The sequence below is a fragment of the Streptomyces sp. NPDC007907 genome (assembly GCF_042959365.1).
GTDB lineage: Bacteria > Actinomycetota > Actinomycetes > Streptomycetales > Streptomycetaceae > Streptomyces > Streptomyces indiaensis.
This window is the reverse complement of record NZ_JBIBKR010000003.1, coordinates 273,006-290,814: the sequence shown is the minus strand read 5'-3', so window position 1 is coordinate 290,814 and position 17,809 is coordinate 273,006. Positions and strand designations below refer to the sequence as shown.

Sequence of the window (17,809 nt, the reverse complement as noted above, 5' to 3'; positions counted from 1 at the left end):
CGCGGAGCCCATGGGGCGTTCGGCGAACGGCTCCGACGTGCGTACGGCGACAGGAATCAACGGGCCCACGACGGCAGGACCCAACAGGCCGGAGAGACCGGGCGGTTCACGAAGCGACGTGCCCGCTGCCGGGAGACCGGACGGGGCGGACCAGCGCCACCACCTCGTCCCCGGTCACCACCAGCACGGCGCACACCGCACCGGTGAGCCACGCCGCGAACCAGCCCGGCCAGGGCAGCGATCCCGCGTCCGGGCTCCCGGGCACGGCCGCCGCCACCGCGCCGAGCAGCAGCGCGTTGCGCACGAGCTGGGCCGGCCCTGCCGGGCGGTCGCCCGCATCCCCGAAGCACCGGCACGCGACGGCGGTTCCGTCCCGCAGCGCGCGGGCGACGACGTACGTGAAGCCGGCCAGGAGGACCGCCGCCACCGGCAGCCCCGCGCTGCCCGCACCCGGGAGGACGAGCAGGAGCGCGGTGGCGGCCTCCAGGGCGACGACTCCTCCCGCCACCCGGCCCGCCCGGTGGCGCGGCACTCGTGCGAGCGCCTCGACGGCGGTGCTGAACGCCGCGTACGCGGCCGACGTCCGCACCTTGCTCACGCAGGCGATCGCGAAGACCAGCGCCAGCAGGGCCTGGCAGGTGGCGGACAGGAAGGTCACGGCATGCTCCTCACGGAAGGGGCGGCCGGGCCCCGTCCCCCGGAGGGCCCGGCCGCGCTGGGGATGGAAGGCCTTACGAGGTGCAGCCGCACCGCACGAACTCGCGGCGGTTCAGGTCACAGGACCAGACGCGCTGCGTGTACTGGTTGTGGGAGGCGCACGGCTGGTTGCGGATGCAGCGGTACCACCACTCGCACGCCCCGGCCGTCTCCCGCGGCACCAGTCGGTCCAGCATCCGGTCGGCGAGAGTGCGAATCGTCTTCATCGGGCGATGTCCCTTCGTCGGGTGTCCCCCCGTGGAGCACGGGCGGTCGATCCGGCCGCTCGGCCTTCGGACCGGGCTCGGCCGGCAGGGCACCCAGCCTGTGCGGACCGGGGCGGCGCCCGCCAGGGACCACGGCTGTCCCGGACACCCGTCACCCTGTCCGGGCAGGTCACAGCCCTGTCCGGGACCTGTCCGGCCCCCGCGCGGACGTCCTGAAGGAATGCGCGGTCGCCCCGCAGTACCGCAACGGGATTGGCAGAATCCCGGATTGTCCCCTGCCCGGGGCTGGACCAGGATGCCCGGACATGGGGACACAGCGTCCGTCGCCGCACGAGGCGCGCAGCGCCGCCGAGTTCGTGGCCTGCATGCGCCGTCTCAAGGAGCAATCCGGTCTCACCTACCGGCAGTTGGAGGCGAACGCCGAGCAGCAGGGTGACGTACTGGCGCGCAGCACGACCGCCGACGTGCTGCGCCGGGACTCACTGCCCCGAGCGGAGGTGGTCGCCGCGTTCGTCCGGGCCTGTGGGAGGGGCGAGGACGCCTCCGACTGGCTGACTGCGAGAAACCGGCTGGCCGCGGCCGAGCCGCCGCACCCCGACGAGGCCCCGGCGCCGGAGCCGTCCCGCCGGTCATGGACCGTGGGCCCGATGAGGAATCGCCGCGTGCTCGCCGCGTCCGCCGGTGCCGCGCTGCTGCTCGCCGCCGTCGGGGCCTGGGCGTTACTGCCAGGGGAGGGCGGCGACCGTGGCGCGGCGACGCGCGCGGCCGGGGCCGCACCGCACCGCGCATCCTCGCCGTCCCCGGACTCCACGACCGTCGTGGACGGCCCGGCACCGGGACGGTCCCGCATCCGGCCGGCCCTCGCCCCCGGGCTGTGCGTCACCGAGGGCCATGACCGCAAAGGCCGTTATCGGAGCCAGGTCGCCGTCCAGCGGCCCTGCGCCGATGCCACACCGCCCGACCTCTCTCTGGTGACCGTCGGCACGACCGGCTCGTCCTACATCCAGTGGCGGCATCCCGTGTACGGCGACGGCTGTCTCACCGCGCTGGGCAGCGGCCACGTCGTCGAGGGGATGCTGGAGCCCTGGCCCTGGGAGAGCTGCTCGGCCGACCGGACCAGCCAGCACTTCTTCTTCGAACCGGTCGGCGACGCACGGGCCGACGGATTCCGCATCCACGTGGTGCAGAACGGGATGTGCCTCGGTGTCAACGGCGCCGACGACCGGGCGGCGGGGGCCGAGATCATCCAGCAGCGCTGTACGGGAGCACGTGACCAGGAGTTCCTGGTCGACGAGGTCGAGTGACGGCGGCACTTTCGGCTCGCGCCATCATTCGGGAAGAGCACGCCGAGATGCTGTTCGGGGAGGACGGGCTCCGCCTCAACATCGCGCGCTACAACATCGGCGGTGGCAACGCCCCCGACGTCCGCAAGGGCTACGGCTCACCGGCACGGGAGCACCGGATCGAGCTGACCCGCCGGTGACACACGAGAGCGCGGGGCCCGCACGCCCCGCGCTCTCGTCTTCCGGGGTCAGACCGCCGGGGCCGGGTACGTCGGGTACTCCACGCCGGACACGTGCTGCACGACACGGATGACCTGGCACGAGTAGCCGAACTCGTTGTCGTACCACAGGTAGAGGATCGCGTTGTCGCCGTCGACCTTGGTGGCGCCGGCGTCGACGATCGAGGCGTGGCGCGAGCCGATGAAGTCGCTGGAGACCGCGTCGGGCGCCGTGGTGAAGTCGATCTGGCGCTTGAGCGGAGAGGTCAGGGAGACGTCGCGCAGGTGGTCGAGGACCTCCTCGCGGGTGGTCTCACGGCCGAGCCGCAGGCTGAGGATCGCGATCGACACGTCCGGGACCGGGACCCGGATCGAGCTGCCGGTGATCGGCGCCTTGAGGTCGGGCAGCGCCTTGGCGACGGCTGAGGCGGCACCGGTCTCGGTGATGACCATGTTCAGCGGCGCGGACCGGCCACGGCGGTCGGCCTTGTGGTAGTTGTCCAGCAGGTTCTGATCGTTGGTGAACGAGTGAACCGTCTCGACGTGACCGCGCTGGACCCCGAACTCGTCGTCCATCGCCTTCAGCGGCGGCACGATCGCGTTCGTGGTGCAGGACGCGCAGGACAGGATCTGCTCGTCCGGCTTGATCGTGTCGTGGTTGACGCCGTGCACGATGTTGGGGACGTCGCCCTTGCCGGGCGCGGTCAGCACGACCTTGTCGATACCGGGGCGCAGGTGCTGGGACAGGCCCGCGCGGTCGCGCCACTTGCCGGTGTTGTCGATGAGGATGGCGTCCTTGATGCCGTACGCCGTGTAGTCGACCTCGGACGGGTCGTTGGCGTAGATCACCTTGATCGCGTTGCCGTTGGCGACGATCGTGCTGTTCGCCTCGTCGACGGTGATGGTGCCCTGGAACTGGCCGTGGATCGAGTCGCGGCGCAGCAGCGAGGCGCGCTTGACGATGTCCTGCTCGCCCCCTCCGCGCACCACGATGGCCCGCAGCCGCAGACCGTTGCCCGAGCCGGACTTCTCGATGAGCAGCCGGGCCACGAGCCGGCCGATGCGGCCGAAGCCGTACAGGACGACGTCCCGGCCGTCACGGCGGTCGATCTTGTTGGCGCCGGTCGCGCCGGCGACGGCCTCCGCGGTGAACTCCGCGACCGACAGACCGCGGTCGTCCTCGCGGTAGGTCGCGGCGAGCATGCCGATGTCGATCTGCGACGGGCCGAGGTCGAGCTCGGCGAGGGTCTGCAGGAACGGCAGCGTCTCGGTGACCGAGAGCTCCGCACCGGCGATCTGCCGGGCGAACCGGTGGGTCTTGAGGATGCTGACCACCGACTTGTTCACCAGGGAGCGGCTGTGCAGCAGGACCGTCACGTCCCGCTCCCGGTGCAGCTTCCCGATGATCGGGATCATCGACTCCGCGATCTCCTCGCGGATCTTCCAGTTGGTGAACGAGTCGTCGTTGACAGTCACGAGTCCATCTTTCGAGCTAGGCGGCGCTCATATGTTAAACCGTCGATTTTCCGGGTCATGAGCGGGGTGTCTCCGATCCGTCCGGCGAGCTCTCCGCGCGCCCCGGCGGGCGGTGCCTGAGACGATCGAAACCGGATCTTCCCTGCGGAAAGGGGTGCTCATGGACTACGACTCCGTGGCCGACGAGCTGTACGCCCTGCGCCCGGAGGAATTCACCGCCGCCCGCGCCTCCGCCGTGGCCGCCGCCCGCACCGCCGGTGACAGGGAACTCGCCGAGCGGATCCGCACCTTGCGCAAGCCCAGCCTCGCCGCCTGGGTCAGCAACCTCCTGGTCCGCAGCAGCCCCGAAGAGGTCGAGCCCCTGCTGCGTCTGGGGGAGGGGCTGCGCCAGGCCCACCAGAACCTGGACGGCGCACAGCTGCGCGAGCTGAGCCGCCGGCAGCACGCACTCGTGCGAGCCCTGTCCCTGCAGGCGCGCAGGCTCGCGAAGGAGGCCGGTCACCCGATCGGGGAGAGCGTCCAGCGCGAGGTCGAGAACACCCTGCACGCCGTCCTGGCCGACCCCGAGGCCGCCCGGGTCTGGGCCGACGGCCGCCTGACCAAGCCGCTGAGCGCGACCGTCGGCTTCCCCGCCGTCGCCGAAGGCGCCCGGCCGCAGCGCCCCGCGCCCGCACCCGCGCCCGAACCCGCCCGTCCCGGCAGGAAGGCGAGCGAGCAGCAGCGGCGCCGACTGGACGAAGCCCGCAGGGACGCCGAAGCCGCCGAGCGCGAGCTGCGCGAGCTCCAGGGCGAGGCGGAGGCCGCGGGCCGGGCCGCCGCGGAGGCGAAACAACAGGTCGACGCCCTCCAGCGGCGCGTGGAGGAGCTGACCGGCGAACTGGAGCGCGCCAAGAGTGAACACCAGCAGGCCCGCTTCGCCGAACGGGCCGCCCGGGAGCGGACGCGTACCGCCGAACGCCACGCCCGGGAAGCCGGGCGCAAGGCCGCGACGGCCGCCGCCCGGCTCGAGCGTCTCACCTCATCGGACGTGTGATCCACCGGCCGGCACGGCGGTGCGCGACGCCGTGGGTCACCCCTGACGCCATCATGCGACTGTGACCGGACTCACATCGCTCAAGTAGCCCGCCGCACACAGGCCTCACGCGCCCGACGCCAAAATTGAACCGTTCGTTTTCTTGAACGGATCGTGTTTGTGTGGCTAGGTTGGCTCCATGACCGCAACCGGGAACCCGACCACCGCCGAGGAGCTGCGAGGTGCCGGCCTGAGGGTGACGGCCGCCCGCGTCGCGCTGCTCGAAGCCGTGCGGGACGGTGACCACCTCGGTGCCGAGGCCATCGCCTCCGAGGTGCGCGGCCGCGTGGGCCACATCTCCGTCCAGGCCGTCTACGAGGGGCTGCACGCCCTCACCGCGGCCGGACTCATACGTCGCCTCGACCCACCCGGCAGCCCGGCCCTCTACGAGGGGCGGGTCGGCGACAACCACCACCACCTCGTGTGCCGCTCGTGCGGAGCCGTCGCCGACGTCGACTGCGCGGTCGGCCACGCCCCCTGCCTGACGGCGTCCGACGACCGCGGCTTCGCCGTCGACGAGGCCGAGGTCATCTACTGGGGCCTGTGCCCCGCCTGCTCCACCGCTCGCAGTTCCTGAGCACGTGATCCACCCGAGCACCGTGATTCACCCGAGCACCGTGATGCACCCCGTCCGGAAGGATTTCCATGACTGAGAACCACGACGCGATCGTCACCGACTCGAAGTCGGAGGAGACGGGAGGCGGCTGCCCCGTGGCGCACGGCCGCGCCCTGCACCCGACCCAGGGCGGTGGCAACCGCCAGTGGTGGCCCGAGCGGCTCAACCTGAAGATCCTCGCCAAGAACCCCGACGTGGCCAACCCCCTCGGCAAGGACTTCGACTACGCCGAGGCGTTCAACAACCTCGACCTCGACGCCGTCAAGCAGGACATCGCCGAGGTGCTGACCGACTCGCAGGACTGGTGGCCCGCCGACTTCGGCAACTACGGCCCGCTGATGGTCCGTATGGCCTGGCACAGCGCCGGCACCTACCGCATCAGCGACGGCCGCGGCGGTGCCGGCGCCGGCCAGCAGCGCTTCGCGCCGCTCAACAGCTGGCCGGACAACGGCAACCTCGACAAGGCCCGCCGTCTGCTGTGGCCGGTCAAGAAGAAGTACGGCCAGTCCCTCTCCTGGGCCGACCTCCTGATCCTCACCGGCAACGTGGCCCTGGAGCAGATGGGCTTCGAGACCTTCGGCTTCGCCGGCGGCCGCGCCGACGTATGGGAGGCCGAGGAGGACGTCTACTGGGGCCCCGAGACCACGTGGCTCGACGACAAGCGCTACACCGGCGACCGTGAGCTGGAGAACCCCCTCGGCGCCGTCCAGATGGGCCTCATCTACGTCAACCCCGAGGGCCCGAACGGCAACCCGGACCCGATCGCCGCGGCCCGCGACATCCGCGAGACGTTCCGCCGCATGGCGATGAACGACGAGGAGACCGTCGCGCTGATCGCCGGCGGCCACACCTTCGGCAAGACCCACGGTGCCGGCCCGGCCGACAACGTCGGCGCCGACCCCGAGGCCGCCTCCATGGAGGAGCAGGGCCTGGGCTGGCGCAGCACCTACGGCACCGGCAAGGGCGGCGACGCCATCACCTCCGGCCTGGAGGTCACCTGGACCACCACGCCGACCCAGTGGAGCAACGGCTTCTTCAAGAACCTCTTCGAGTTCGAGTACGAACTCGAGCAGAGCCCGGCCGGTGCCCACCAGTGGGTGGCCAAGGACGCCCCGGAGATCGTCCCGGACGCGCACGACCCCTCGAAGAAGCACCGTCCGAAGATGCTCACCACGGACCTGTCGCTGCGCTTCGACCCGATCTACGAGCCCATCTCCCGCCGGTTCTACGAGAACCCGGAGGAGTTCGCGGACGCCTTCGCCCGCGCCTGGTTCAAGCTGACCCACCGTGACATGGGCCCCAAGTCCCTGTACCTCGGCCCCGAGGTCCCGGAGGAGACCCTGCTGTGGCAGGACCCGCTGCCCGAGGCCGAAGGTGAGCCCGTCGACGACGGCGACATCGCCGTCCTCAAGACCAAGCTCCTCGAGTCCGGTCTGTCGGTCTCGCAGCTGGTGTCCACCGCGTGGGCCTCGGCGTCCACCTTCCGCGGCAGCGACAAGCGCGGCGGTGCCAACGGCGCCCGCATCCGCCTGGAGCCGCAGCGCGGCTGGGAGGTCAACGAGCCCGACGAGCTGGCGCAGGTCCTGCGGGTCCTGGAAGGCATCCAGCAGGAGTTCAACGCCGGTGCCGGAGCCAAGAAGGTCTCCCTGGCCGACCTGATCGTCCTCGGTGGCACCGCCGCCGTCGAGAAGGCCGCCAAGGAAGCCGGCTTCCAGGTGGAGGTCCCCTTCACCGCCGGCCGTGTGGACGCGACGGAGGAGCACACCGACGCCGAGTCGTTCGAGGCGCTGGAGCCGACCGCCGACGGGTTCCGCAACTACCACGGCAAGGGCAACCGCCTGCCGGCCGAGTTCCTGCTGCTCGACCGCGCCAACCTGCTGACCCTCAGCGCCCCCGAGATGACCGTCCTGGTCGGAGGTCTGCGGGTGCTGGGCGCCAACTACCAGCAGTCCCAGCTCGGCGCCTTCACGAAGACGCCCGGCTCGCTGACCAACGACTTCTTCGTCAACCTGCTCGACCTGGGCATCACCTGGAAGTCGACGTCCGAGGACCAGACCACGTTCGAGGGCCGCGACGCCGCCACGGGCGAGGTCAAGTGGGCCGGCTCCCGTGCCGACCTGGTGTTCGGCTCGAACTCCGAGCTGCGCGCCCTCGCCGAGGTGTACGCGAGCGACGACGCGAAGGAGAAGTTCGTCAACGACTTCGTCGCGGCGTGGGTCAAGGTCATGAACCTGGACCGGTTCGACCTGGTCTGATCACCCCCGCACGACAGGACGCCCGGGCCGGCAGGCCCGGGCGTTCCCGTTGGCTGCCTGAGAGACCGTCAAAAGGCGTTCAAGGCAAGAACATCACTCACCCAACTCGCACCATGAATCGGTAAGAACCGCGGCCGACCGCCCATTCGGGCATACGTTCTGGCCGTGAACTCACATGCCACCTCCCCCAGAGGCGCCGGCACCGCCCGCCGGACCCTGCTGCGCACCGCGCTGACCGGGGCCACGGCCCTGGGCGCGGGCCTCGGCGCCGCCCACACGGCCACCCCCGCCCCCGTCGCCGGCTCCGCGGAGCCACGACCCGGCACCCCGGGCCAGGCCCTGCGGGAGCTGGCCGCGGGCAACCGCCGCTGGCAGGCCTTCCGCGAGCGCCACCCGCACGAGGACCCCGCCGTACGGCGGACGCTGGTCACCGCCCAGCACCCCTTCGCGGTCGTGCTCGGCTGCATCGACTCGCGCGTCCCCCCGGAGCTGGTCTTCGACCAGGGTCTGGGCGACCTGATGACCGTCCGCACCGCCGGCGAGGTCCTGGACGAGGCCGTGCTCGGCAGCGTCGCCTACGGCGTCCTGGAACTCGGCATACCGCTGGTCGTCGTCCTCGGCCACCAGTCGTGCGGCGCGGTGCGCGCGGCCGTGCAGGCGGAGCAGTCCGGGGAGCGCCTGCCCGCCCACATGCAGTACCTCGTCGACCGGATACGCCCGGCCATCGACCACGGCCAGGAGGGGGACGCCCGGATCGACGCGACCGTGAGCGCCAACGTCCGGCTCGTGCGCTCCCGGCTGGCCGCCGAACCCGAACTCGCCGCCCGGATCGGCACCGGCAAGCTGGCGATCGTCGGCGCCCGCTACGAACTCACCACCCAGGTGGTCCACCGCCTCGCCTGACGGGCGGCCGGCCCGGACCGCCGCACAGGGCGGCGGACCGGGCCGTTCCGTCACGCCCGGAGCGGATTGAACCGGGCCGTGGCCATCAGGTACCAGGCCGTCGCCCCGGTGTGACGGTACGGGTAGTAACCGAAGCCGAAACCCGTGTCCAGCGGGCTGCTGGCGGACACGACCCCACTGCGCCCGGGCAGCGGTCTGCCCCCGACGGTCTGTCCGTCGCCCAGCAGCTCCTGCGCCCGTTCGATCGAGGCGAGCAGCCGCCGGGCGCGGGGCTCGTCGCCGCGGGTCCCGCGATCACGCAGCGCGAGCGCGAGGTGCGCCGTCCCCTCGAACCACACGCCGTTGCGGTCGGGCTTCGGCTGGCCGTCGGCGATCGGCGCGTCCTCGTTGGCGAGGAGACTCGCCGAACTGAAAGTGACCCCCTCGTACGACTGCCCTGCGGGCACGGTGCTGTTGGTGCGTCCGGCGTGGTCCTGGACGGCCAGCTCGGTCGCGGCCCAGTCCAGGGACCGGGAGTGGCGGCGGGAGTCGAGCGCGAGGTGTGTCCAGGTCTGTGTGTCCTCCGGGACCGGGGACTTGTTGACCGTCACACCGTCGTTCGTGCCGGTGTAGAAGAAGCCCCCGGACGGTTCCCACATCCGGCGCACGAACGCCTCGGCACGGCCGCGCCGCTCCCGCCACACGCGGTCGCCGGTCAGCCGGGCGAGCCGGCCGAACAGGCAGACCAGGTCGGTGTTGTGCTCGGTCGAGGTGAACGGCAGCTTCTGATTCGCCCCGTCCACCCCGAACTTGTAACCGCCGAGGGGCTCGTCGGTCCGGCCGGTCCGCTCGATCCATTCGCCGATGCGCACGGCACCGTTGAGGAAGCGGCGCGCCCCGGTGCGGTGGGCCAGGGCGCCGAGCGCGATGCCCGCCCAGGCCATGTCGCCCACCGCCGTACCGGTGAAGCCGAACTGCGTACCGACATTGACCGTGCCGTCCGCCCGTACGAAGCCGTCGGGCTGCGGTGAGCCGTCGTAGAAGGTGTACGGCCCGACGTTGTAGGCCTGCCGGAGCCTGCCGTCGTCGTGGTCCGGGTCGTGGTGCTGGGCGTGGAGCAGGGCGTCCCCCAGCGCCGTGGCCCTGGTCAGGCCGGCCGGGGTCCGGGCCGCGAGGTGGGCCAGGAGCGCGAGGGCGTTGTCGTAGGTGAACGCGGTGCTGAACAGGCCGGCCTGGTCGGTGTAGCTCTGGGTCAGGCGGATGTCACCGTGGTCGGGATAGGCGTCCATGGCTGCGGCGAGGAAGGCGTACCCCCGGGCCGGGGCCGACGCCCGCCGTGCCCCGGGGGAACCGGTCGCGAGGGCCTGCCCCGAGCCGGCGGCGGTGAGCGAAGCGGCACCGATACCGAGTCCGGCACCGATCAGCGAACGCCGGCTGAGCGCCGGGCCTTGTCTGCCAGTCATGGATCTCCCTTGAGAGCGCTCTCATCCAGTGGTGGCTCATTGTGCTGGCGCTCACGAGCGGGGTCAACGCTCTTGTCAGAAGGGAGAGTTGGCGAGGGTGAGCGGGGCGGTCACTCGCAGACGATCTCGTCACGCGGGGTGTAGTGCGTGCGGTAGGGCTCCCGCTTCACTTCACGGCCGTCGGTGGAGAAGACCCGCTCCACGGTGACGTCGAACCCTTCGAGCGGTGTCTGCGGCACGCATTCCTTGTCGTGGCTCACCGTCTTCTCCGGCTTCGTCACGTTGGTGCGCGGGCCCGTGACCGACTTGATCTCGTCGTACCTGCGGGTGCCGAGGAAGGAGACCGTGACGGAGCTGTCGGTGGACTCGGCCTGGATGTAGAGGGCCTTGCCGGAGTCGTTGGTGAACCGCAGGTCCAGGCTGCCCCAGGCGACCGTCGCCTCGCGTCCTTCGGGATAACGCTCGATGTAGAACGAGTGCGCTCCGTGTTCCACGGGCTTGACCCCGGCGAAGAACAGCGCGTTGTACACGGTCGTCGCCACGGACGAGACCCCGCCGCCGGAGGCCTTCGTGAACTTGTCGTCGAGGATGATGATGCCGTCCATGAAGCCGTTGGCCTCGGTGCGCTCACCGACGGTCCGGTTGAAGCTCCAGGTCTCGTCCGGCCGGACGAGGGAGCCGTTGATGAGTTCCACGGCCCGGCCTATGTTCTTGGTGCGGTACTCGGCCGGTTCGAAGTGGACGGTGAAGGAGGACATCTTTTCCGTCAGCCCCAGCCGGGCGGCGTTCTCCCGGGTCACTTCCGGTGGGATCCGGCGTACCTGCACCTCGCCGTCGCGGTCGGCGCCCGCCTTGGTGAGCAGCGGCAGGACGGCCTTGCCCAGTGCCTTGTCGTCGACCGACCGGCCCACCGTGGCGTCCTTGACCACCACGGCCTTGTCACCCTCCGGCCGCAGCTCGGCGTTCTCGGCGGTCGTGGTGACGGCGTCCAGCGGACCGGCCACGGTGGGCTCGGCGCGCAGGCCCTTCGCGTCGAGCTCGGGCCGGAGTCCGCCGCTGTCGTCCGCCCGCATGGTCAGGTGCTCGCCCAGCGTGTCCTGGCCGACGGTGAAGCGCCGGCCGGCCGCGGTGAGCGTGACGGGGCCCGACATCGCGGGTTCCGCGAAGCCGCGCACGGCCCGCCGCACCTCGTCGGCGGTGACCTTCGGCCGGGTCTCGCGGGCGGGCAGGGCGGTGGCCGAACCGCTGCCGCCCAGGAAGGACTCGCGCAGGGGCTCGACCGCGGCGTTCACGTCCAGGGCGTACCCCGTCCGCGGTGCGACGGTCCGCACCTGCCCGTGGTCGAAGCTCACGGCACCGTCCCGCACCTTCTGGTCGAGTCCGTGCGCCAGCTTCCCGAGGGCCGCCCGGGCCTTGCCCTGGTCGAGGTGCACGACCGGTTCGATGTCGCCGCCCGAGCGGAAGAACCCGCCGAAGACGCTGACCGGATCGGCGCCGGTGCGGGCCGCCCGGTCGACGGTCTCCTCGACGTCGTAGGAGAGACCCGCGCGCCGCGGATCGATCCTGCCGGTGCGGTCACCGACCTTCACGGGCAGCTCCCGGGCGCCGGCCGGGCCCAGCTCCCGCTCCAGCTTCAGCACCGCCTCCGCGCGGCTCAGCCCTCCGATGTCCACCCCGCGCACGGTCGTGCCCGAGTCGATGTGGCCGCCGGTGAGGAGCAGCCCGGCGAGATACAGACCGCCGACCCCCACGGCCAGCGCGCCGCCTGCCAGGGCGACGGGCGGGAGGGAGGCGATACGGGGGACCGGGGTCGTGCGGGGGCGCATGGGTCTCCTGAAGATCGGTACGAGGGTGCACCCTTGGACGCGACGATGCGCGGGCAAACACATCTAGCTATCCACATATCGGGGGCGAAACGGTATGGCCCAGACCACTTCTGTCCGAGATCGTTCCGGAATCGTCCGGCCCGGCCCGGCAGCGGGGCACGGCCACAGAGTGGTAACGGCGAACAACGGTCGGGCCGCCGGCACGGTCTAGGCCACCATGAAGATCTCTTTCCTGATTCACAACGCCTACGGAATCGGGGGCACGATCAGCACCACGTTCAACCTGGCCGGAGCCCTGGCCGAGCGGCACGACGTGGAGATCGTCTCCGCGTTACGCCACCGGGAGCGCCCCCATCTCGTCCTGGATCCCCGCGTGCGGCTCCGGGCCCTGGTGGACCTGCGCAAGGAGGCGGACAATCCGCTGCACGGCAGACCGGCGAAGGTGTTCCCGGCCGCCGAGTACCGGCACCACCAGTACAGCGAGCTGACCGACCAGCGCATCGGCGAGTGCCTCGCGGCGCTCGACGCCGACGCCGTCATCGGCACGCGCCCGGGACTCAACGTGCACATCGCCCGCCAGGCCCCGCAGCACGTCCTGCGCGTCGGCCAGGAGCACCTCACGCTCGACAACCACTCGCCGCGGCTGCGCACCGCGCTGCGCCGCGCGTACCGGCGCCTCGACGTGATCACCACCGTGACGGAGGCGGACGCCGCCGCGTACCGGCGCAAGATGTGGCTGCCCGGGGTCCACGTCGAAGCCCTCCCGAACAGCGTCCCCGATCCCGCGCTGCCTCCCGCCGACGGCACCGCCAAGGTGGTGATCGCCGCGGGGCGCCTCGTCCCGGTGAAGCGCTACGACCTGCTCATCGAGGCCTTCGCCCAGGTCGCGGCAGCGCACCCGGACTGGCAGCTGCGTGTCTACGGCAAGGGCGAGGAGGAGGCGAATCTGCGCCGGCTCATCGAGCGGCTCGGGTTGTGGAACAACGTGTTCCTGATGGGGGCCGCCACCCCCATGGAGGCCGAGTGGGCCAAGGGGTCGATCGGGGCGGCCGCGTCCAACTTCGAGCCGTTCGGCATGACCATCGTCGAGGCGATGCGCTGCGGGCTGCCCGTCGTCAGCACCGACTGCCCCTACGGCCCCGGCGAGATCATCGAGGACGGGGTCGACGGCCGGCTCGTACCGGTCGGGGACCGCGACGCGCTCGCGGCGGCCCTGCTGGAACTCGTCGCCGACGACGAGCGCCGCCGCCGTATGGGCCGAGCCGCCCTGGACAACGCGCGCCGCTTCGCCCCCGGCCCCGTCGTCACCCAGGCCGAACGCCTGCTGGAGACCGCCGCCGCGGCCAGGAGCTCCGGCCGGACGGCCACCGCACAGCACCACCGCCCCCACAGCCCGCTGGCGGGCCGGGGCCACGCCGCCCGCGACGCCGCCCACGCCGCCGCCACCGGCGTGCTGCGCTCCATACGGAAGGGACGCCGATGAGCACGCCGGAAGACAGCCCGACCCCCACGCACGAGGGTGCGACCCCCGGCCCGCAGCACGAGACGCACCCGCGCGCCGACTGCACGATCGACACCGACGGGCGGCTCACCTTCCGGTTGCCGCCGACCGCGGCCGCACACCCCCGACTGCTGCTGCGGCTGCGGCCCAAGAAGGGCCTGCCCGAGACGGCCCGTCACGTGCTCGACCTGGACACCGACCCGGCCGACGGCCGGCACCACGCCGTACTGGACCCGCATCCGGTCCTCGACGAGGGCCGCTGGGACGTGTACCTGCTGCCGGAACCCGAAGCCGAGCGCCGTCGGCTGCGCCCGGGCCTGCGGGACCTGCGCGCCCTCGTGGACGGCCACCTGCGTGACCGGCCCTCGCCCCTCGCGGTCCGGATCCCGTACGCCACGAAGGACGGCTTCCTCGCCCTCAGGGCCTGGCGGCGCACCGTCCACGCGGAAGCCCGCGGCATCGACCTCAGGGACCGGGCCCTCACCGTCACGGCCCGTCTGCACGGCGGCGAGCTCCACCAGGACGCCACCGTGCGTCTGCGTCTGCGGGGCACCGACACCGTACGGACCGTCGCCCCCCGGCTCGACGGCGACGGCAGGGGCTTCTCGTTCACCGCCGGACCCAGGGACCTGACGGTCGGCGGTGGGGGAGCGGCCCGGATCTGGGACGTCTTCGTGCGCCCCGCCGCCGGGGCCCCGCCCGTCAGGGTCGGCCGGCTGCTCGACGACGTGGCGGACCGCAAGCACGTGTTCGTCTACCCGTCGATCGAGGCGGACGGATCCACGCTCCGCCCTTACTACACCGTCGACAACGACCTCGCTATAGAGGTGATGTAACACCGATTCGCCGATATTCCGGACATGAAAATTCCAGGAGTTTCGCATGCTTGTTTCGGTGGCGCGCCGCGACAACCGTGTGTGGATTTTGTGCAATGCGACGGCAAAAGCGGGCGGGGGCTGGCTCTCAACAGCCGCAAAACGGAAGGGGACTTGCGGCGATAAGCAAACTCAAGTACCTAGATGAATCATGAACTTGTTCAACCGCGTTGTGCCGTCCCGTCGGCAGGCAGCGCCCTTCCCCCCACAGCACCGCACCGGCGCACCGGAATCCGCCACCGGCGTGCTGCCGGACCCCAGACTGGCGAATCTGTCCGGTGAATGGGTCGTCGACCCCGCCCACAGCAGGATCGGCTTCTCGGTCCGGCATGCCATGGTGACCACCGTGCGCGGTTGTTTCCTGGAGTACGAAAGCCGGCTGTACTTCGACGCGCACGACCCCACACGGTCACGGGCCGATATCACCCTGTTCACATCGAGCGTCGACACCGGAGTGGAACAACGCGACGCGCACCTGGTCGGCCGTGACTTCCTCGACGCCGCGACCTATCCGCACATGCGCTTCACCAGTACGGCGGTGGAGCAGACCGGCGCCGATCTGTTCCGCATGTCGGGCGAGCTGACCATCAAAGGCGTCTCCCGCCCCGTGGTCCTCGACATGACCTACATCGGCAATGTCACCGACCCGTTCGGCTACGACCGTGTCGGCTTCGACGGCACCACCACCATCAACCGCTCGGACTGGGGCCTGACCTACAACAGCCGGCTGGCCGAGGGCGGCGCGATGGTGAGCGAGAAGGTGCGCCTGCAACTCGACATCGCCGCCATCCGCACGCCGCCGTCAACCGGCTGACAGCCCGGCGCCCCCCCGCAGGGCCGCCCGGGCGGCTGACCGCCCGGGCCCCTTCAGGACCCGTCGTCGGCCCCGGCCACGACCCGGAACGTGGCCGGGCCGAGTGTGAGCACCCCGTCGCTCAGCGGGGTGCACCGCACGCCGCCCCGGCCGCGCAGGGCGCGTTGTGCGCCGGGCCCGATCGTCACGTCCATCCAGGCACAGGGCCGGGCGGGACGCTTCACCTCGAACACCACCGGCCCGGTGCCGCAGTCGAGCGAGATCGTCGCACCGACGAGGGAGTCGACGTCGACGCCTTGAAGCAGGATGTTCCGACGGGTGTGCCGCAGGTCCGCGCCGGCCGGGAGGCTCTCGGCGGCCATGAGGGTCACGGCCGCGTTCCGGTGGGCGGGCCGGGCGTAGTAGCGGTCGCCGACCAGGCCCAGCCCACGGCGTACCTCCACCCGGGTGACCCGCTCGTCCGGCGGACCGGGAGACGGCCCGTCCGACGGCCGCCCGGCCAGCCGGTGCGCGGGCGAGACCAGCAGCTGCAGCACCTCCACCTGGGTCATGACGTCCAGCGTAGGTCGTGGTGCGGCCCGGTCCCGGAGCCCCCAGGTCCGGGACGATGCAGGCCCCCTGAAGTGCGGCTCCGTGGTTCCGCGCCTCGGACGATCCAGGTCCCCGACAGCCCCGGGCTCCCGCTTCCGAGGGCCGGCGCTCACTTCTCCCGGCGTCCGAGCCCGCCCCCCTCCAGTGGAGGCCGGTCGTCCGCCGCCTCGCCCGCGGTGAGGTGCTCCAGCACCTCGACCAGCTCCTGGCACGCGCGCTCCACGGACCGCCGCGTGTAGATCTGCTCGGTGATCACCGCCGAGAGGATCAGGGCCGTGAGCGCCATCGCCCCGTTGAAGGCCTGCAGCTTCATCATCACCTCGACCCGGCTGAGCCGTTCGAACGGTCCGACCCGGTCGGTCGCCGCCACCGTGGTCATGACCGAGGCGAACAGCGCGCACAGCAGGCTGCCCGCCAGCTGGAACCGCAGCGCGGCCCAGATGAGCAGCGGGTAGACGAGGAACAGCAGGCTGACCGAGCTGCGCGCGGCCAGCGGCACCAGACAGCAGGCGATGACCGCCAGCCCCGTCGCCTCCTTCCAGCGCGACACGGGCAGCGGCAGACGTACGCGCGACAGCAGGAGCAGCACCGGCGTGACGATGAGCACGCCCATCGCGTCACCGACCCACCACGCCAGCCACACCGCCCAGAAGCCGGACCATTCGATCTTGTCCGTGGCGATCAGGATCCCGGCGCCGGTGGTCGAGCTGATCAGCATGGCGGTGAAGGCTCCCAGGAACACCAGGGCGAGACCGTCCCGCAGCCGTGCGAGATCGGTGCGGAACCCGGCCCGCCGCAGCAGCAGATACCCGACCACGGGCGCGGCCGTGTTGCCGGCCAGGACGCACAGAGTCGAGGGCGTGAGGGAGGTGAGGGACAGGATGACGAAGAAGGCGCCCAGGGTGATCCCGGGCCAGCATCGCAGTCCGAGGATCAGCAGGCAGGCGACCGCCACACCGGTGGGCGGCCAGATGGGTGTGACGACCGCGCCCTCGACGACCAGCTCCCGCAGCAGCCCCAGTCGAGCGGACACGTAGTAGCAGGCGGCGACGGCCGGCGTCTGCAGAGCGACGACGGCCGGCATGCGCAGATTCCGGCTACCCACCACGGCTTCCCACCACAGCAGCCATGAGACACCGAGGCCGCCGCCTCGGCGAGACAGGAGCGGCGCGGTGCGGCCCTACGGCTGAGCGTCCGGCCCGTCCAGGCCGACGACCAGCACGGCCGCGTCGTCGTCGTGCCCCACGCGTTCGGCTCCCTTGATCACCGCGCCGGCGAGCCCGTCCACGTCCATGCCCGCCACCGCGGCGATGCCCGCGAGCCGCGTCACCTGGTCCAGGCCCTCCTCCAGCCGCATGGACGGCCCCTCGACGACACCGTCCGTGAGCAGGACGAACACGCCACCCGTCGTGAGTTCGTAGCGGGTCACCGGATACGGCATCCCGGCCTGCACCCCGAGCGGCGGCCCGCCCTCGTCCTCGGTCTGGCCGGACTTCCCGTCCGCCGTGGCCCAGACGCAGGGCAGGTGCCCGGCCCGCGCGCTCTCCAGCACGCCCCCGCACGGGTCGAGCCGCATGAACGTGCAGGTGGCGAAGAGGTCGGAGCCCAGGGAGAGCAGCAGATCGTTGGTCCGGGCCAGCACCTCGCCCGGATCGCTCGTCACCGACGCCAGCGCCCGCAGACCGGCCCTCACCTGCCCCATGAAGGCCGCTGCCTCGATGTTGTGGCCCTGGACGTCGCCGATGGACAGGCCGATCCGGCCGTCGCCCAGGGTGAAGGCGTCATACCAGTCGCCGCCCACGTTGAGGCCCCGGTACGCGGGCGCGTACCGCACGGCCAAGTGCAGCCGGCGGGCCACGGGGAGGTCCCGTGGCAGCATGCCGCGCTGCAGCGCGATCGCCAGCTCGACCTGGGACCGCTGCATCTCGGCCTGGGCACGCGCCTGAGCCGTCAGGGCCCCGAGCCTGGTCAGCAGCTCGTCGCCGTCGTCCGTCGTGCCGGTGCGGGACATGGT

Annotated in this window: 17 protein-coding genes; 9 read left to right on the top strand and 8 right to left on the bottom strand. The window is 71.7% G+C overall.

Annotated features, from left to right (window positions below; genetic code table 11):
• Nucleotides 1-106 precede the first annotated feature (106 nt).
• Together ACFZDI_RS12630 and ACFZDI_RS12625 are read right to left on the bottom strand one after the other, a co-directional pair.
• Nucleotides 107-658, bottom strand: a complete 552-nt coding sequence (locus ACFZDI_RS12630; protein ID WP_391249990.1) for a MauE/DoxX family redox-associated membrane protein — start codon at nt 656-658, stop codon at nt 107-109.
• 73 nt (nt 659-731) lie between these two features.
• Nucleotides 732-923, bottom strand: a complete 192-nt coding sequence (locus ACFZDI_RS12625; RefSeq protein WP_234849300.1) for a hypothetical protein — start codon at nt 921-923, stop codon at nt 732-734.
• A 305-nt stretch (nt 924-1,228) separates the two neighbouring features.
• Between ACFZDI_RS12625 and ACFZDI_RS12620 the strand changes: the two genes are divergently transcribed.
• Together ACFZDI_RS12620 and ACFZDI_RS12615 are read left to right on the top strand one after the other, a co-directional pair.
• Nucleotides 1,229-2,227: a helix-turn-helix domain-containing protein gene (locus ACFZDI_RS12620; RefSeq protein WP_234849299.1), complete on the top strand. Its 999-nt coding sequence runs from the start codon at nt 1,229-1,231 to the stop codon at nt 2,225-2,227.
• Nucleotides 2,224-2,406: a hypothetical protein gene (locus ACFZDI_RS12615; protein ID WP_391251154.1), complete on the top strand. Its 183-nt coding sequence runs from the start codon at nt 2,224-2,226 to the stop codon at nt 2,404-2,406. Before ACFZDI_RS12620 ends, ACFZDI_RS12615 begins: the two co-directional genes overlap by 4 nt.
• A gap of 48 nt (nt 2,407-2,454) precedes the next feature.
• Here ACFZDI_RS12615 and ACFZDI_RS12610 read toward each other — a convergent pair whose 3' ends face one another.
• On the bottom strand, nt 2,455-3,900 hold the full coding sequence (locus tag ACFZDI_RS12610) for a glyceraldehyde-3-phosphate dehydrogenase (protein WP_234849297.1): 1,446 nt from the start codon (nt 3,898-3,900) through the stop codon (nt 2,455-2,457).
• Between the two features lie 160 nt (nt 3,901-4,060).
• On the opposite strand from ACFZDI_RS12610, the gene ACFZDI_RS12605 reads away from it, so the two are divergent.
• The 4 genes from ACFZDI_RS12605 to ACFZDI_RS12590 all read left to right on the top strand — a co-directional run bounded on the left by ACFZDI_RS12605 (nt 4,061) and on the right by ACFZDI_RS12590 (nt 8,746).
• Nucleotides 4,061-4,933 (top strand): hypothetical protein, encoded by an 873-nt coding sequence (locus tag ACFZDI_RS12605; RefSeq protein ID WP_391249987.1) that lies wholly within the window; start codon nt 4,061-4,063, stop codon nt 4,931-4,933.
• 178 nt (nt 4,934-5,111) lie between these two features.
• Nucleotides 5,112-5,549: a Fur family transcriptional regulator gene (locus ACFZDI_RS12600; protein ID WP_351646146.1), complete on the top strand. Its 438-nt coding sequence runs from the start codon at nt 5,112-5,114 to the stop codon at nt 5,547-5,549.
• A gap of 68 nt (nt 5,550-5,617) precedes the next feature.
• A complete protein-coding gene (gene katG, locus ACFZDI_RS12595) occupies nt 5,618-7,843 on the top strand; it encodes a catalase/peroxidase HPI (protein ID WP_234849294.1) in 2,226 nt (741 codons plus the stop codon).
• A gap of 165 nt (nt 7,844-8,008) precedes the next feature.
• Nucleotides 8,009-8,746: a carbonic anhydrase gene (locus tag ACFZDI_RS12590; protein WP_391249984.1), complete on the top strand. Its 738-nt coding sequence runs from the start codon at nt 8,009-8,011 to the stop codon at nt 8,744-8,746.
• 50 nt (nt 8,747-8,796) lie between these two features.
• Here ACFZDI_RS12590 and ACFZDI_RS12585 read toward each other — a convergent pair whose 3' ends face one another.
• Together ACFZDI_RS12585 and ACFZDI_RS12580 are read right to left on the bottom strand one after the other, a co-directional pair.
• Nucleotides 8,797-10,188 (bottom strand): Tat pathway signal sequence domain protein, encoded by a 1,392-nt coding sequence (locus ACFZDI_RS12585; protein WP_391249982.1) that lies wholly within the window; start codon nt 10,186-10,188, stop codon nt 8,797-8,799.
• A gap of 110 nt (nt 10,189-10,298) precedes the next feature.
• Complete coding sequence (locus ACFZDI_RS12580; RefSeq protein WP_391249980.1) at nt 10,299-12,014, bottom strand: VanW family protein; 1,716 nt, start codon at nt 12,012-12,014, stop codon at nt 10,299-10,301.
• Between the two features lie 217 nt (nt 12,015-12,231).
• On the opposite strand from ACFZDI_RS12580, the gene ACFZDI_RS12575 reads away from it, so the two are divergent.
• The 3 genes from ACFZDI_RS12575 (at nt 12,232) to ACFZDI_RS12565 (ending at nt 15,204) form a co-directional block, all read left to right on the top strand.
• Nucleotides 12,232-13,497, top strand: a complete 1,266-nt coding sequence (locus tag ACFZDI_RS12575) for a glycosyltransferase (RefSeq protein WP_391249978.1) — start codon at nt 12,232-12,234, stop codon at nt 13,495-13,497.
• Nucleotides 13,494-14,351, top strand: a complete 858-nt coding sequence (locus tag ACFZDI_RS12570) for a transferase (RefSeq protein WP_391249976.1) — start codon at nt 13,494-13,496, stop codon at nt 14,349-14,351. Before ACFZDI_RS12575 ends, ACFZDI_RS12570 begins: the two co-directional genes overlap by 4 nt.
• A 190-nt stretch (nt 14,352-14,541) precedes the next feature.
• Nucleotides 14,542-15,204, top strand: coding sequence for a YceI family protein (locus ACFZDI_RS12565; protein WP_234848638.1), 663 nt, complete (start codon nt 14,542-14,544; stop codon nt 15,202-15,204).
• A 53-nt stretch (nt 15,205-15,257) separates the two neighbouring features.
• On the opposite strand, the gene ACFZDI_RS12560 is transcribed toward ACFZDI_RS12565, so the two are convergent.
• The 3 genes from ACFZDI_RS12560 to ACFZDI_RS12550 form a co-directional block, all read right to left on the bottom strand.
• Entirely contained in the window at nt 15,258-15,755 is a 498-nt protein-coding gene (locus tag ACFZDI_RS12560) for a molybdenum cofactor biosysynthesis protein (protein ID WP_391249974.1), read from the bottom strand.
• 149 nt (nt 15,756-15,904) lie between these two features.
• Nucleotides 15,905-16,903, bottom strand: coding sequence for an MASE1 domain-containing protein (locus tag ACFZDI_RS12555; protein WP_372486658.1), 999 nt, complete (start codon nt 16,901-16,903; stop codon nt 15,905-15,907).
• Between the two features lie 72 nt (nt 16,904-16,975).
• The gene (locus ACFZDI_RS12550) at nt 16,976-17,806 is read right to left on the bottom strand and encodes a PP2C family protein-serine/threonine phosphatase (RefSeq protein ID WP_234848636.1); all 831 of its coding nucleotides are present in this window, start codon (nt 17,804-17,806) and stop codon (nt 16,976-16,978) included.
• Nucleotides 17,807-17,809 lie beyond the last annotated feature (3 nt).

What these genes read in the sequence shown, in the direction of transcription:
- katG (WP_234849294.1), top strand. Translation starts at nt 5,618, where the DNA reads ATGACTGAGAACCACGACGCGATCGTCACCGACTCGAAGTCGGAGGAG.
- ACFZDI_RS12585 (WP_391249982.1), bottom strand. Translation starts at nt 10,188, where the DNA reads ATGACTGGCAGACAAGGCCCGGCGCTCAGCCGGCGTTCGCTGATCGGT.
- ACFZDI_RS12550 (WP_234848636.1), bottom strand. Translation starts at nt 17,806, where the DNA reads ATGTCCCGCACCGGCACGACGGACGACGGCGACGAGCTGCTGACCAGG.
- ACFZDI_RS12605 (WP_391249987.1), top strand. Translation starts at nt 4,061, where the DNA reads ATGGACTACGACTCCGTGGCCGACGAGCTGTACGCCCTGCGCCCGGAG.
- ACFZDI_RS12575 (WP_391249978.1), top strand. Translation starts at nt 12,232, where the DNA reads ATGAAGATCTCTTTCCTGATTCACAACGCCTACGGAATCGGGGGCACG.
- ACFZDI_RS12580 (WP_391249980.1), bottom strand. Translation starts at nt 12,014, where the DNA reads ATGCGCCCCCGCACGACCCCGGTCCCCCGTATCGCCTCCCTCCCGCCC.
- ACFZDI_RS12570 (WP_391249976.1), top strand. Translation starts at nt 13,494, where the DNA reads ATGAGCACGCCGGAAGACAGCCCGACCCCCACGCACGAGGGTGCGACC.
- ACFZDI_RS12625 (WP_234849300.1), bottom strand. Translation starts at nt 923, where the DNA reads ATGAAGACGATTCGCACTCTCGCCGACCGGATGCTGGACCGACTGGTG.
- ACFZDI_RS12560 (WP_391249974.1), bottom strand. Translation starts at nt 15,755, where the DNA reads ATGACCCAGGTGGAGGTGCTGCAGCTGCTGGTCTCGCCCGCGCACCGG.
- ACFZDI_RS12620 (WP_234849299.1), top strand. Translation starts at nt 1,229, where the DNA reads ATGGGGACACAGCGTCCGTCGCCGCACGAGGCGCGCAGCGCCGCCGAG.
- ACFZDI_RS12600 (WP_351646146.1), top strand. Translation starts at nt 5,112, where the DNA reads ATGACCGCAACCGGGAACCCGACCACCGCCGAGGAGCTGCGAGGTGCC.
- ACFZDI_RS12565 (WP_234848638.1), top strand. Translation starts at nt 14,542, where the DNA reads ATGAACTTGTTCAACCGCGTTGTGCCGTCCCGTCGGCAGGCAGCGCCC.